We start from the raw sequence: 14,230 nt of genomic DNA, 5'->3' as shown, positions 1-14,230 counted from the left end.
GATATCATCCAATCAACAAAGGTCACTCAGGCGCCTTTGTGGTCAGGGCAAGGGCGTGCAGCTCTCCGTTGGAGCCATCCATCTTACCCTTGAGGGCTGCGTAAACCGCACGTTGCTGCTGCACCCGGTTTTTGCCGCGAAAGCTCTCATCCACCACCATGGCAGACATATGCACGCCATCATGGCCTGCGACCTGGATTTCCGCATCCGGGAATGTCTCGCGCAGGAGGTCTTCGATTTCTTGGGCTTGCATTGGCATCCGGGGTCGTCCTTTTACTCGTTTCCAAAAATGTAGGTTGCTGTAGGGGGCTGTGCAAGCCGGATTAGGCAAGGTTCATCGCAAAAGGTGCAATGGTCTCGACAAAATCGTGCAGCTCAGCGAGGGCGTCCTGCACCTGCTCCTCCTCAAAATCCCTGACGGATCTGGGGTTATCTGGACACAAAGATCGGATCAGCGCGACACAGTGCTGGTGCAGGTCGGGCGGCAGATCCAGCGCCCTGATCTCTTGCAGGATCAGAAGGGCCTCGTGGATTGGCTGCACAACGCGCAGGGCATAGGTCATATGATACAGCAGATCAGGATCCTCTTGCCAGGTTTCACCTTCAAACAGGATCTGTGTGACCCTCTGGCCGGCGCCAGCGCAGGAATAGGCCTTGCAGCCGCCAAACCCTTTGGAGGCCAGATCGGCATGGATGGTGCAGCGAAACCCCTGATCCAGATTGGGGCAGGGGCTGTCCGCTCGTTTCAGGATTGCAAAATCCTCTTCCGCCTCAAAAGGATAGGCGAGACAGCACAGAGCTGCGCAGCGGCTGCAATCCTCTTTTAGGCTTGGAAGGTGCAAGGGCATTGTCCCCAGTTCAAAAGAAAAGGTGGGGTGACCGTGCCACCCCACCAAGCTTGATTTTACTGTCTTTTAGGAAAGGGAAACCCCTTTCGATCAGGCCACCGCAGCGGCAAAACCAGCGCGGAAGATCTCTTGCAGCTCAGCCAATGGGGCTTCGGATCCACCGATTTTGACGCTGTCGCCAGTGAAACGACCAACGCTTGTCAGGGTTACCCCTGCCTGGCCAGCTGCCAGCATCAGGGCTTCTGCCTGGTCAAAGTTGCAGGCCACCAGATAGCGCGCCTGATCTTCACCAAAGAGGGTTGGGGTGTCGCCCGCGTCGATCTGCACGCCAACGCCGCCTTCTTCGGCCAGCTCAAACGCGGCCAAGGCAAGACCACCATCGCTGAGATCTGTACATGCCTTGATCAGATCACGGTTGGCGCGGATGAACTCGCCATTGCGCTTTTCCGCGTCCAGGTCCACTGCCGGGGAATCCCCGTCTTCGCGGTTGAACACCTCAGCCAACAAGGCGGATTGGCCCAGATGACCCAGGGTTTCGCCGATCAGCAGGGCAATGTGACCGTCGCGGGCCTCGCCGGTGATCGCCTCTTCACCTGCAGCAATCAGGCCAACGGCGCCGATTGTGGGCGTGGGCAGGATGCCCTGACCGTCGGTCTCATTGTAGAGCGAGACATTGCCTGACACGATCGGCATATCCAGCGCGGCAACGGCCTCGCCTATACCCTGGATGGCGCCCACGAACTGGCCCATGATCTCGGGCTTTTCGGGATTGCCAAAGTTCAGGTTGTCCGTTGTTGCCAAGGGTTTGGCGCCAACAGCTGTCAGGTTGCGATAGGCTTCGGCCACAGCCTGTTTGCCGCCCTCAACCGGGTTGGCCTTGACGTAGCGCGGTGTCACATCGGAGGTGAAGGCAAGTTGTTTGTCGGTGCCATGTACACGGATAATGCCCGATCCCACGCCGGGGCGGCGGGCAGTATCGCCCATGACAGTGGTGTCATATTGCTCATAGACCCACTGTTTGCCCGCATAGTTGGGCGAGCTCAGCAGCGCCTTGAGGCCATCAATGGGATCAATTGTGGGCACATCCGCATCCGTGAGCGGTTCTGCCGCCGGAGTGGCAACCCAGGGGCGGTCATATTCGGGGGCGGTGGAGGCCAGTTTCGACAGCACAAGATCTGCCTTCACTTCGCCATTGTGCAGGATCAGGAAGCGGTCCTCGGCGATGGTTTCACCAACGATGGCAAAATCCAGGTCCCATTTGTCAAAGACAGCGCGGGCATCTGCTTCGAGTTCTGGCTTCAGCACCATCAGCATGCGTTCCTGGCTTTCCGAGAGCATCATCTCGTAGGCGGTCATGTTTTCTTCGCGCTGTGGCACGTCTTCGAGGTTCAGCTTGATCCCCAGTTTGCCCTTGTCGCCCATTTCCACAGCTGAGCAGGTCAGACCAGCCGCGCCCATATCCTGGATCGAGATCACCGCGCCGGTCTGCATCAGCTCCAGCGTGGCTTCCATCAGGCGTTTTTCAGTAAAGGGATCGCCTACCTGCACGGTGGGGCGCTTTTCCTCGATGGTGTCATCAAATTCAGCCGAAGCCATGGTGGCCCCACCAACGCCGTCACGCCCGGTTTTTGCACCCAGGTAGACAACTGGCATGCCAACGCCTGAGGCGGCGGAATAGAAAATACCATCGGTTTTTGCCAGGCCCGCCGCAAAAGCATTGACCAGGCAGTTGCCGTTATAGGCCGGGTGGAAGCGGACTTCGCCGCCAACGCAGGGCACGCCAAAGCAGTTGCCATAGCCGCCGATGCCTTCAACCACGCCATTGACCAGCTGACGGGTCTTGTGATGGGCGGGCTCACCAAAGGAGAGCGAGTTCATCGAGGCAACGGGCCGTGCGCCCATGGTAAAGACGTCACGCAGGATGCCGCCAACGCCGGTGGCCGCGCCCTGATAGGGCTCAATATAGGAAGGGTGGTTGTGGCTTTCCATCTTGAAAACCACCGCGTCGCCATCGCCGATGTCGACGATACCGGCGTTCTCGCCGGGGCCACAGATCACCTGCGGACCGTCGGTCGGCAGAGTGCGCAGCCATTTCTTGGAAGATTTGTAAGAGCAGTGCTCGTTCCACATGGCCGAGAAGATGCCAAGTTCGGTGAAGCTGGGTTCGCGCCCGATGATCTCGAGGATCATGTCGTATTCTTCGGCGTTCAAGCCGTGGCTTGCGATCAGTTCGGATGTGATGGCTGGTTCTTGCATGGCGCGATATGGCCCCCCATGGTGCTACTGAGGCGGCTTTTAGAGCAACCACGTCCAATGGGGAAGGGGGTATCTCAAGCAGTCATCGCGTCGATTTGGCTCAGGGTCTGTTATTCATGCGATGCCTTTGCCTTGGGCGACGGCTCTCTCAAGGCGCATCAATTTTGAGCAGTCTGGGGTTTGTTGAAGCCTGTCGGCGCAAATGACTTGTGTCCTAAGGGCATTTGGCCAAAAAAAAGGCCGAGCACTAAGCTCGGCCGAAGTCCAACAGGGAGGTATGAAGAGAGGCGTTAGCCGTCGTCTTCATAGGCTCCATTTAGGGTTATGATGCTGACCCTTCAAGATGTTTAATGCACCTGCGGCATCATTGCCGCTATGCACTAATTGCATGGCTCCTGGGCGTTGCATTGATCGTTTTCTTGCGGGCTACAATTTACCCAGTTCTTTCATATGCCTGCGATGCGCCATGATCTCGGTCTGGACAAAGTCCCGGAAGGCCGAAACACGCTGCGAATGGCGCAATTCTTCGGGATAGGCCAGGTATACTGGCACACCATTGTTTTCCTCATTGGGGAAAACCTCGACCAGTTCGGGGAAATCTTCGGTGACATAGTCCGGCAGAATGCCAATACCGAGATCATGTAATACGCCCTGCAATACGCCAAAGTAATTGTTCACCGTCAGCAGGGAACCGGGATTATGGGTCAGCAGCCGTTGTACCAAAACGGAGGCAGAGCCCACCTGAGCAGAGCGCTGGTTCTGACAGATCAACCGGTGTTCTTTGATGTCTTCTGCGGTTTCCGGGGTGCCGTTCTGCTCAAGGTATTTTGGCGAGGCATAGAGTTTCATCTGTACCGTCATCAGGCGTTTGCGCACCAGATCTGCCTGGCTCGGCTCTTTCATCCGGATGGCCACGTCCGCCTCGCGCATTGGCAGGTCCAGAACTCGCTCTTCGAGCATGAGGTCGATTTTCAGATTTGGATATTGTTCAAACAGCTTGGTCAGACGTGGCGCGAGCCAAAGCGTCCCAAAGCCAAATGTCGTGGTCACGCGCAACTCGCCAAAGACTTCTTCTTCGCTGTCACGAATGCGCGCCGATGCAGCCTCTAGCCGGGCGGACATAGATTTGGTCGCATCAAAGAGCAACTCACCCTGTTCGGTCAGAATCAGCCCGCGTGCATGGCGATGAAACAGCGTCGCGTTGAGGCTTTCCTCCAGCGCGCGCACCTGTCGGCTGACAGCAGACTGCGACAGGTTCAGCTTGTCCCCGGCATGGGTCAGACTACCGGCATCGGCCACTGCATGAAAAATCCTGAGCTTATCCCAGTCCATATCCGCCTCTTTTGATTAGTCTGTTGTAGACTATATGAAATTGTAGCTTTTTATCAATTTTCCATACCGACGCGAGGGAAAAGTAAAAAAACCGCCTATACAGGTCAGTAATTGTGACCTATTACTGGGTCAAGCACTGCAAGCTAGTTTTTGGTTGGGAGGCCCGGATGAGCACGCAAAAAATCTCGCTGAATGACAAATATGACCTGAGCAAATCGCCCATCATGCTGAACGGGACGCAGGCTCTTGTGCGTCTTATGATGATGCAAAAGGCCCGTGACACGGCAGCAGGCCTCAATACTGCGGGCCTGGTGACGGGGTATCGTGGCTCACCGCTGGGGGCCGTGGATATGCAGATGGAGCGGGCGCAAAAGCAGCTCACCGAATCTGATGTGACCTTCCAGTATGGTCTGAATGAGGATCTGGCAGTAACCGCGCTTTGGGGCGCGCAGCAGGCAGAGATCCGAGGTGAGGGCAAATACGATGGCGTCTTTGGCCTGTGGTACGGCAAGGGTCCCGGCGTTGACCGCTCTGGCGATGCCTTCCGTCATGCCAATATGGCCGGCACCTCCCAAAACGGTGGTGTGCTGGTTGCTATGGGCGATGACCACACCGGCGAAAGCTCCACCGTGTTGCATCAGTCCGAATGGTCGCTGCTGGATTGTTACCTCCCCATTGTTAGCCCCGCGGGCGTTCAGGAGATCCTGGACTACGGTGTCTATGGTTATGAGCTGAGCCGGTTCTCCGGGCTTTGGGTTGGCCTCAAGACGATGAAAGACACCATCGAGGTCACATCGGTGGTGGATGGCGATCCCGACCGCATGCAGATTGTGCGGCCGGAATTTGACATGCCGGAAGGGGGGCTGAACATTCGTTTGGCCGATGATCGCTTCCAGCAGGAAGACCGCATCATCGACCACAAACGCTTTGCTGCCGAAGCCTTTAGCCATGCCAACAAAATGGACAAGCGCGTCTGGGGCAAGCCCGGTGCCAAGATCGGTTTTGTGGCAGCGGGTAAGAACTGGCTGGATCTGGTGCATGCAATGTCGCTGTTGAATATCGACGAAGCAATGGCAGAACGTCTGGGCATCACCACCTATAAGGTGGGGCAGACCTGGCCGATGGACATGAAAGGCTTTAACGCCTGGGCCGAAGGCCTTGATTTGATTGTGGTTGTCGAAGAAAAGCGAAAGCTGATCGAGGTCCAGATCAAAGAGGCGATCTTTGATGACCGTCGGGGTCGCCGGGTCTATGGCTGGTATAAGGGCGGTGTTGGCACTGCCAATCGCGAAGAGCTGTTCCCCACCAAATATGCGCTTGATCCCATCATGATTGCCGAAAAACTTGGCGGCATCCTGATCGAGGAAGGCCGCGACACCGAAGCGGTCAAGGCGGGTCTGGCAGCGCTGGATGATGCCAAGCGCGCAGATAACGCCGAAGAGATCGCCGCGCGTCTGCCCTATTTCTGTTCGGGTTGCCCGCATAACTCCTCGACCAAACTGCCTGACGGCAGCCGCGCCTATGCTGGTATCGGCTGTCACTTCATGGTGCAGTGGATGGACCGCGAAACCACGGGCTTTACCCATATGGGGGCCGAGGGCGCCAACTGGATCGGCGAAGCACCGTTTTCTAATCGGACCCATGTGTTCCAGAACCTTGGCGATGGCACCTATAACCACTCCGGTGTTCAGGCCATTCGTGCTGCCCTGGCTGAGGGCACCAATATCACCTATAAAATCCTGTATAATGATGCCGTTGCCATGACCGGCGGCCAGCAGGCCGAGGGCGGATTGACCGCCCATCAGATTGCACATGAACTCAAAGCCATGGGTATGCAGACCATCGCGGTTGTCTATGATGACAAGGAAGATGTCGACGCCAAGCTGTTCCCTGCTGGCATGCGGATGCATGAACGTGCCGAGCTGATGGATGTGCAAAAGGAATTTGAACAGGTCGAAGGTGTCTCGGGTATCATCTATATCCAGACCTGCGCCGCCGAAAAACGTCGTCGTCGCAAGCGCGGCCTGTTCCCCGATCCCGATCAGCGGGTCTTTATCAACCCGGATGTCTGCGAAGGCTGCGGTGATTGCGGCATTCAGTCGAACTGCGTGTCGATTGTGCCCAAAGAGACCGAACTGGGTCGCAAACGGGCGATTGATCAAAGCTCCTGCAACAAGGACTTCTCTTGCGTCAACGGGTTTTGCCCCTCGTTCCTGACGGTTGAGGGCGCCAAGATCCGCAAAGAGGCCACGGCTGAGCTGAACCTGCCGGATCTGCCCGAACCCAAGTTGCCCGAGATTTCGGGCACCCATAACGTGGTGATCACCGGCGTTGGCGGCACTGGCGTTGTGACCATTGGGGCTGTGCTGGCCCAGGCGGCACAGATTGACGGCTTGGGTGCTGGCATGATGGAAATGGCGGGTCTGGCGCAAAAGGGCGGCGCGGTGCATATCCACTGCCGTCTGGCCAAACGTCCCGAAGACATCAGCGCCATTCGCGTGGCCACTGGCGAAGCCCATGCGCTGATCGGCGGCGATCTGGTGGTGAGTGCGGGCGCCAAAACCATCGGTTTGATGAAAACCGGTCAGACCGGCGGCGTCGTCAACAGCCATGAAATCATCACCGGGGACTTTACCCGCGACACCAATTTCAATCTGCCAACTGATCGCTTGCAGGTCGCGCTTCAGGCGCGTCTGCGGGATGACCTGTCGCTGTTTGATGCCTCTGAACTGGCCCGTGCTACCATGGGGGATTCAATCTTCTCCAATATGATGGTCTTTGGCGCTGCCTGGCAGCAGGGGCTGATCCCAGTGAGCCACGCCGCCATTACCGAAGCCATCACCCTGAACGGTGCTGCGGTTGAGCGGAACCTGCGCGCCTTTGAGATCGGCCGTTGGGCCATCGTTGACCCGGCTGAGGCGGCCAAGATCGCCAAGCCCGCCAATGTGGTGCAGCTGCCCAAGTCCCTGGAGGAGATCATTGCCTTCCGAAGTGATCAACTTGTGGCCTATCAGGGCGCTGGTCTGGCCAAGCGCTATGGCAAACTGCTGGATGGGATCTCGGACAAAGCACTCAAGGAAGCCGTGGCAAAGGGTTATCACAAGCTCTTGGCCTATAAGGACGAATATGAAGTCGCCCGGTTGCTGTTGTCGAGCCATGAAAAACTGGCCGCCGAGTTTGAAGGGGACTTGAAGGTCTCTTACAACCTTGCACCGCCGATCTTTGGCGGCAAACTGGTCAATGGTCGTCCGCAAAAACGCAAGTTTGGCCCCGGCATGACCCGCTGGCTGCGTCTGTTGGCCAAGATGAAGCCGCTGCGCAACACGCCACTGGATGTCTTTGGCTATACGGCTGAGCGCAAGATGGAGCGGGCGCTGATCAAGCAATATGAACGCGACATGAAGGAATGGCTGCCCAAGGCGAGTGCCGAGACCCTTGAGCCGCTGATCGCACTCGCGGAGCTGCCGCTGCAGATCCGTGGCTTTGGTCCGGTGAAATTGGAAAGCGAAACCAAGGCCGCCAAACGCCGCGAAGAGCTGCTGATTGCGCTGCAACAGTCCGGGACTCCGGTCAAGGACGCGGCAGAGTAGCCGGGACTTAGGTGTTGGATTGAAAAGCGGGGATGCGACCGGATTGGTCGCGTCCCCTTTCTCATTTACGAAGGTACGCTCCCAAGTGTGGTGCCTTGTGCGGCCCCATGTCATGTCGCTGTGATGAAACTGTCTTAATAAGTTCCCTAAACTGTTCCGCTTCCTCTCCGGAGTTCCAACGTGCCCTCTGATCGTCATATTGCCCGTGATATCTCCTACGCCCATTCCGCTGGATCCGGGCCCGGACGTACCATGATCCGCCTGCTTGAAAACACCACTGGTAGGCTCCAGCTGATCAAGCGCGCCGAGGGTTACGAGCATGAAGTTGCAAATGGCCGTAACTTCTGGAGCGTGATGGCTGACCGCTATGGTCTGACGCTGGATGTAACGCGCGGCAGTCTGGCGAATATCCCCAAGGATAAGCCAGTGGTCCTGATCGCCAATCATCCCTATGGCATTTTGGATGGCTTGATGATGGGCCATATCCTGGCCGAAACACGGGGTGATTTTCGCATTCTGGCCCATCAGATCTTTCGCAAAGCCGAAGACCTGAACAAGGTCGTGCTGCCGGTGGATTTTGCTGAAACCAAAGCGGCGCTCAAGACCAATCTTCAGACCCGCAGGGCGGCGCTTGATTATCTGGGTCAGGGTGGGGCCATTGGCATCTTTCCCGGTGGTACTGTCTCCACTGCGGCCAAGCCCTTTTCCCACCCGATGGATCCCGGCTGGCGCGGCTTTACTGCGCGGATGATCGCCAAATCCGACGCGGTGGTGGTGCCGGTGTTTTTTGAAGGCCATACCTCACGCTTGTTTCAGATCGCCAGCCACCTGCATTCGACCCTGCGCATGGGATTGTTGATCAAGGAATTCAACAAACGGGTAGATACCCCTGTGAAGGTTGTGATCGGCGCGCCGATCAGCCGCGATATCCTGACGCCCCTGGCCGGGGATACAAAAGGAATGATGGATTTCCTGCGCAAAGCCACGTATGAGCTGTCTCCAAAGCCGCTCAAATCTTATGACTATGGGTTTGAGTTTGAGGAGAAACATCGCGCCTGAGCATCAGGCCTGAAAGAGAGATCATGGCCGTAGGTATCTTTGATTCCGGTCTGGGCGGGCTCACCGTCCTGAACGCCGCCCAGTCCCGTCTGCCGGACGTGGATTTTCTGTACTACGCGGATAGCGCCCGCGCGCCTTACGGGGTGCGCGACGCAGAAGATATCTACAACCTCACCAAGGCCGCTGTGGCCGACATGTGGGACAAGGGCTGTGATCTGGTCATTCTGGCCTGTAACACTGCTTCGGCTGCGGCGCTGCGCCGTATGCAGGAAGAAGGTCTGCCTGAGGGCAAGCGGGTGCTGGGCGTCTTTGTTCCGCTGATCGAGGCCCTGACCGAACGTCAGTGGGGCGACAACAGCCCGCCGCGCGAGGTCGAGGTCAAACATGTCGCATTGTTTGCAACCCCCGCCACCGTGTCCAGCCGCGCCTTTCAGCGGGAACTGGCCTTTCGTGCCATTGGTGTTGATGTCGAGGCTCAGGCCTGCGGCGGTATCGTTGATGCCATCGAAGATGGCGACATGATCCTGGCCGAGGCTCTGGTGCGTAGCCATGTGGACGCATTGAAACGCAAGATGCCGGAACCCCAGGCCGCGATCCTGGGCTGTACGCATTACCCGCTAATGGAAAAAGAGTTTCAGGCGGCGCTTGGGACCGGGGTGAAAGTCTTTAGCCAGGGCAATCTGGTGGCTGACAGTCTCGCTGATTACCTGGAACGTCACCCGAATATGATCGGGTCAGGGGCAGGCGGCTATTTCACCACTGGTGATCCGGCGCGTGTCAGCGACCGCGCAACGCAGTTTCTCCGACGAGAGATGCGTTTTCAGGCGGCCTGACAGCTGTCGGATCGGGCGGACGATGTCGCCCCCATGATCTGGCGCAAGGTCTCTTCCTCTTTCTTCTTCTAGTTTCACGCCAAGGCATGAAACCCAAATACACATTCAGAATGCGAGGTCTGACATGACCCATAAAGTGGCAATTCTTGGCGCCAGTGGCTACACGGGCGCAGAGCTGGTTCGGTTGATTGCGAACCATCCAAATATTGAAATCAAAGCTCTGGCAGCGGAGCGTAAAGCCGGGCTGACCATGGCGCAGGTCTTCCCGCATCTGCGTCACATGTCGCTGCCAACACTCTGTAAAATCAGTGAAATTGATTTTTCTGGTATCGACCTGTGCTTTTGCGCCCTGCCGCATAAAACCAGCCAGGAAGTGATCGCAGCCCTGCCTAAGGGGTTGAAAGTGGTTGATCTGTCGGCGGATTTCCGGCTGCGCGATCCGGCCGAATATGAAAAATGGTACGGCAACCCGCATGCAGCTTTGGAACAGCAGGAAGAGGCGGTCTATGGCCTCAGCGAGTTCTACCGCGAGGAAATCAAGTCCGCCCGTCTGGTGGCCGGTACCGGCTGCAACGCGGCTACCGGTCAGTTTGCGCTGCGTCCGCTGATCACTTCTGGCCTGATTGATCTCGATGAAATCATTCTGGATCTGAAATGCGCCGTCTCTGGTGCGGGGCGGGCACTCAAGGAAAACCTGCTGCATGCGGAGCTGAGCGAGGGCTACAACGCCTATGCGATGGGCGGCACCCATCGGCACCTGGGAGAGTTTGATCAGGAATTCTCCGCCCTGGCCGGGCGTCCAGTTAGGGTGCAATTCACCCCGCATCTGGTGCCCGTCAACCGGGGTATTCTGGCGACGGTCTATGTTAAGGGCGACGCACAGGCAATCCATCAGTGCTTTGAGCAGGCCTATCGCGATGAGCCCTTCCTTGAGGTGTTGCCGTTTGGCGAAGCGCCCAGTACCCATCATGTACGCGGCTCCAATTTCTGCCATATCGGTGTGGCGGCGGACCGGATCGAAGGCCGCGCCATTGTTTTTGCTGCGCTGGATAACCTGACAAAAGGTAGCAGCGGCCAGGCCTTGCAGAATGCAAACCTGATGCTAGGTGAAGAGGAGACTGCGGGGCTGATGATGGCGCCGCTGTTCCCGTAACAGCACCGAAAGGCCTCTGGGATGAAGAACCTCAAGAAACAACGCCGGATTCAGGTCATCGCTCTTGCGGCGATTGCCCTGGTGGTGGCCACCGGGTTGATTGGCTATGCGATGCGGGATGGGATCAACTATTTCCGCTCGCCCAGTCAGGTGGCGGAAACCCCGCCGCCGCCCAGCGAGGTGTTCCGCATTGGGGGCCTGGTAGAAGAGGGCAGCCTGGTACGCGGTCAGGGCGAGGCCGTGCGGTTCTCTGTGACAGATGGTGGCGCCACGGTTCCAGTGACCTTTGTTGGTGTTCTGCCGGATCTGTTTGAAGAGAACCAAGGCATGGTTGGCACCGGAAAACTGGTGAACGGGGTCTTTGAAGCCTCTGAAATTCTTGCCAAACACGATGAGACCTATATGCCCAAAGAGGTTGTGGATGCGCTAAAGGCCCAGGGCGTCTATCAGGAGCCGGAAACCTAAAGCCAGGCTCCGCTGAATGCGCCTACTACCCGTTTTATTCCACTCCCCCCGCAAACACTGTATTGCGGGGGGAGTGTCGTTTTGGCGCGCTGATTTTTGCCAAACGACAGGCGCTGCGGCGGCGGGACGCGGCCTGGTCCATTGGTTTTCCCATTGGCCCGCTACTCGGTAACGACTATAGACAAAGACATGATTACAGAGCTCGGACATTTCGCCCTCATCCTCGCCTTCATGATTGCTATCGTTCAGATGGTGGTCCCATTGATTGGTGCCCATAAACGCTGGCCTGGCTGGATGGCCGTGGCCGAGCCCGCAGCACAGGCGCAGTTCTTCTTTACCGCCTTTGCCTTTGGCGCCCTAGTTTGGGCTTTTGTGACCTCGGATTTCTCTTTGCGGCTGGTGATGCTGAACAGCCATTCCGCCAAGCCGATGCTCTATAAAATATCCGGCACCTGGGGCAACCATGAGGGCTCGATGTTGCTGTGGGTCTTGATTGTTGCCCTGTTTGGCGCGGTGGCCTCGGTCTTTGGCGGTGGACTGCCGCAGACCCTGAAGGCGCGCGTTTTGGCGGTACAGGCCTCGATCGGGGTGGCATTTTTTGCCTTTATCCTCTTTACCTCCAATCCCTTCCTGCGCCTTGCAGTGCCGCCCTTTGATGGGCAGGACTTGAACCCGCTGCTGCAGGATCCGGGCCTCGCCTTCCATCCGCCGTTTTTGTACCTCGGGTATGTGGGGCTTTCGATGGCCTTTTCCTTTGCCGTGGCCGCCCTGATCGAGGGCCGGGTTGATGCGGCCTGGGCCCGTTGGGTGCGCCCCTGGACGCTGGCCGCCTGGATCTTTTTGACCATCGGTATCGCGCTTGGCAGTTGGTGGGCCTATTACGAACTCGGCTGGGGCGGTTTCTGGTTCTGGGATCCGGTTGAAAACGCCTCCTTTATGCCCTGGTTGTTGGCGGCAGCCCTGTTGCATTCGGCCATCGTGGTCGAGAAACGGGAATCGTTAAAAAGTTGGACCATCCTGCTGGCGATCCTGGCCTTTGGCTTTTCGCTGATCGGCACTTTTATCGTGCGTTCGGGCCTGCTGACCTCGGTGCATGCCTTTGCCAATGATTCCGAGCGCGGGGTCTTCATTCTGATGATCCTGGCTTTCTTTACCGGCGGGGCTCTGACGCTCTTTGCCGCCCGCGCCCAGGCGATGCAGGCCCGTGGTGTTTTTGGACTGGTCAGCCGTGAAGGTGCGCTGGTGGCCAATAACATCTTGCTGGCCGTTGGCTGCTTTGTGGTCTTCTTTGGCACGATGTGGCCCATCGTGGCCGAAATGGCCTTTGGCCGGAAACTCTCCGTGGGGCCGCCCTTCTTTAATGCGGCTTTCACCCCCTTCATGGTGCTTTTGGGGGCTATCCTCCCCATCGGGTCGATGCTGCCGTGGAAGCGCGGCAATCTGGGTCGGACCATGAAAAAACTGCGTTATGTCTTCCTGTTGGCGGTGGCCTTCGCTGTTCTGGCCTGGGCGATGCAGACCGGGCGCTCTGGTCTTGGGCCTATCGGCTTGTTTCTGGGCTCCTGGGTTGTGTTTGGGGCTTTGGTGGATCTATGGGGGCGCACCGGCAGCCTGTCGCGCCTGCTGCGTCTGCCGCGTGCCGATTGGGGCAAGGCTACGGCCCATGCCGGGCTGGGCGTCACCATCTTTGCCATCGCCGGGCTGACCGCATGGGAGGTTGAGGATATCCGCATTGCCCAGATCGGTAAGCCCTTTACCGTTGGGGAATATGAGTTGACCCTTGATCGTGTCGACAATGCACGTGGACCGAATTATTTCACCACAATGGCAACTGTAACCGTGACCAAAGCTGGGCATGATGTCGCGGTGATGCATCCTGAAAAGCGCAACTATCCCGTGGCCAAGATGCCAACAACCGAAGCCGCAATCGATTATCGTCTGCTGCGCGATCTCTATGTGGTGATTGGCGACCAGCAAGATAGCGGTGGTTGGACGGTGCGCACCTATATCAAACCCCTGGCCAATTGGATCTGGGGGGGCTGTCTGTTGATGGCACTTGGCGGTTTCCTGAGCCTCAGCGATCGGCGCTTCCGGGTGGCCGCAGGGGCTGCCAAAGGGCAGGGCGGCAGCAAAGGACCGGAAGGAGTGGCGGCCGAATGACCGTGATAAAAAACTGGACCTCTGCCATCGCTCTGGCGCTGTTTGCGGGTGTTGCTACCCTGCCAATGCCCGCCGTGGCGGTGCAGCCCGATGAGGTGCTGTCGGATCCGGCACTGGAATCGCGTGCCCGAGATCTGTCTCAGGATCTGCGGTGTCTGGTCTGTCGCAATGAAAACATCGATGAGTCCAATGCCGATCTGGCGCGGGATCTGCGGGTTCTGGTTCGCGAACGTCTGGTTGCGGGCGATAGCAACGATGAGGTGATCGACTTTGTGGTTGAGCGTTACGGCGAATATGTGCTGTTGCGGCCCACCACCACTGGCGCCAACTGGATGCTCTGGGCCGCTGGGCCTTTGATGTTGCTTTTGGCACTGGGCGTGGCGGCGGGCTATATGCGCGGCCGTGGACGGGCCTCAGCGGGCGGGGAGCAGGACCTGAGTGACGAAGAACAGGCCCGATTGAACAAGATCCTTGATGAGTGACAAATTTGCCTTGTGACGCGGGGTCCGGCTTTGCGTCTTTCGTTGTTTGCGT

At 57.8% G+C, this 14,230-nt stretch carries 11 protein-coding genes; 7 read left to right on the top strand and 4 right to left on the bottom strand.

Annotated elements, in window-relative coordinates; translation table 11 throughout:
* Positions 1–22: 22 nt before the first annotated feature.
* The 4 genes from ED661_RS10400 to ED661_RS10385 all read right to left on the bottom strand — a co-directional run bounded on the left by ED661_RS10400 (position 23) and on the right by ED661_RS10385 (position 4,436).
* Positions 23–259: a BolA/IbaG family iron-sulfur metabolism protein gene (locus ED661_RS10400; RefSeq protein ID WP_054462015.1), complete on the bottom strand. Its 237-nt coding sequence runs from the start codon at positions 257–259 to the stop codon at positions 23–25.
* Positions 260–323: 64 nt separating this feature from the next.
* Positions 324–842, bottom strand: coding sequence for a hypothetical protein (locus ED661_RS10395; RefSeq protein WP_371412428.1), 519 nt, complete (start codon positions 840–842; stop codon positions 324–326).
* A gap of 96 nt (positions 843–938) precedes the next feature.
* Positions 939–3,104, bottom strand: a complete 2,166-nt coding sequence (gene purL / locus ED661_RS10390) for a phosphoribosylformylglycinamidine synthase subunit PurL (protein ID WP_122073821.1) — start codon at positions 3,102–3,104, stop codon at positions 939–941.
* Between the two features lie 426 nt (positions 3,105–3,530).
* Complete coding sequence (locus ED661_RS10385) at positions 3,531–4,436, bottom strand: LysR family transcriptional regulator (protein ID WP_122073820.1); 906 nt, start codon at positions 4,434–4,436, stop codon at positions 3,531–3,533.
* Positions 4,437–4,603: 167 nt separating this feature from the next.
* Here ED661_RS10385 and ED661_RS10380 point away from each other — a divergent pair, with 167 nt between their 5' ends.
* From ED661_RS10380 to ED661_RS10350, 7 genes are all read left to right on the top strand, one after another.
* The gene (locus ED661_RS10380) at positions 4,604–8,026 is read left to right on the top strand and encodes an indolepyruvate ferredoxin oxidoreductase family protein (RefSeq protein WP_122074105.1); all 3,423 of its coding nucleotides are present in this window, start codon (positions 4,604–4,606) and stop codon (positions 8,024–8,026) included.
* Between the two features lie 180 nt (positions 8,027–8,206).
* Positions 8,207–9,085 carry a lysophospholipid acyltransferase family protein gene (locus tag ED661_RS10375; RefSeq protein WP_122073819.1) on the top strand — a complete coding sequence of 293 codons (879 nt, stop codon included), beginning with the start codon at positions 8,207–8,209 and terminating at the stop codon, positions 9,083–9,085.
* 23 nt (positions 9,086–9,108) lie between these two features.
* A complete protein-coding gene (locus tag ED661_RS10370; RefSeq protein ID WP_122073818.1) occupies positions 9,109–9,918 on the top strand; it encodes a glutamate racemase in 810 nt (269 codons plus the stop codon).
* 124 nt (positions 9,919–10,042) lie between these two features.
* Positions 10,043–11,071 (top strand): N-acetyl-gamma-glutamyl-phosphate reductase, encoded by a 1,029-nt coding sequence (gene argC, locus ED661_RS10365; RefSeq protein WP_122073817.1) that lies wholly within the window; start codon positions 10,043–10,045, stop codon positions 11,069–11,071.
* Positions 11,072–11,092: 21 nt separating this feature from the next.
* On the top strand, positions 11,093–11,536 hold the full coding sequence (gene ccmE / locus ED661_RS10360; protein ID WP_054462021.1) for a cytochrome c maturation protein CcmE: 444 nt from the start codon (positions 11,093–11,095) through the stop codon (positions 11,534–11,536).
* 189 nt (positions 11,537–11,725) lie between these two features.
* Positions 11,726–13,696, top strand: a complete 1,971-nt coding sequence (locus ED661_RS10355; RefSeq protein ID WP_122073816.1) for a heme lyase CcmF/NrfE family subunit — start codon at positions 11,726–11,728, stop codon at positions 13,694–13,696.
* Positions 13,693–14,178, top strand: coding sequence for a cytochrome c-type biogenesis protein (locus tag ED661_RS10350; protein WP_122073815.1), 486 nt, complete (start codon positions 13,693–13,695; stop codon positions 14,176–14,178). The genes ED661_RS10355 and ED661_RS10350 overlap by 4 nt, the downstream gene beginning before the upstream one ends.
* Positions 14,179–14,230 lie beyond the last annotated feature (52 nt).

The organism is Pseudophaeobacter sp. EL27, assembly GCF_900313025.1.
GTDB lineage: Bacteria > Pseudomonadota > Alphaproteobacteria > Rhodobacterales > Rhodobacteraceae > Pseudophaeobacter.
This window is presented reverse-complemented; position numbering and strand designations above follow the sequence as displayed.

Bases quoted from the DNA above. Each gene is read 5' to 3' on its own strand.
- ED661_RS10400 (WP_054462015.1), bottom strand. From the start codon at position 259: ATGCCAATGCAAGCCCAAGAAATCGAAGACCTCCTGCGCGAGACATTC.
- purL (WP_122073821.1), bottom strand. From the start codon at position 3,104: ATGCAAGAACCAGCCATCACATCCGAACTGATCGCAAGCCACGGCTTG.
- ED661_RS10385 (WP_122073820.1), bottom strand. From the start codon at position 4,436: ATGGACTGGGATAAGCTCAGGATTTTTCATGCAGTGGCCGATGCCGGT.
- ED661_RS10380 (WP_122074105.1), top strand. From the start codon at position 4,604: ATGAGCACGCAAAAAATCTCGCTGAATGACAAATATGACCTGAGCAAA.
- ED661_RS10370 (WP_122073818.1), top strand. From the start codon at position 9,109: ATGGCCGTAGGTATCTTTGATTCCGGTCTGGGCGGGCTCACCGTCCTG.
- argC (WP_122073817.1), top strand. From the start codon at position 10,043: ATGACCCATAAAGTGGCAATTCTTGGCGCCAGTGGCTACACGGGCGCA.
- ccmE (WP_054462021.1), top strand. From the start codon at position 11,093: ATGAAGAACCTCAAGAAACAACGCCGGATTCAGGTCATCGCTCTTGCG.
- ED661_RS10355 (WP_122073816.1), top strand. From the start codon at position 11,726: ATGATTACAGAGCTCGGACATTTCGCCCTCATCCTCGCCTTCATGATT.
- ED661_RS10350 (WP_122073815.1), top strand. From the start codon at position 13,693: ATGACCGTGATAAAAAACTGGACCTCTGCCATCGCTCTGGCGCTGTTT.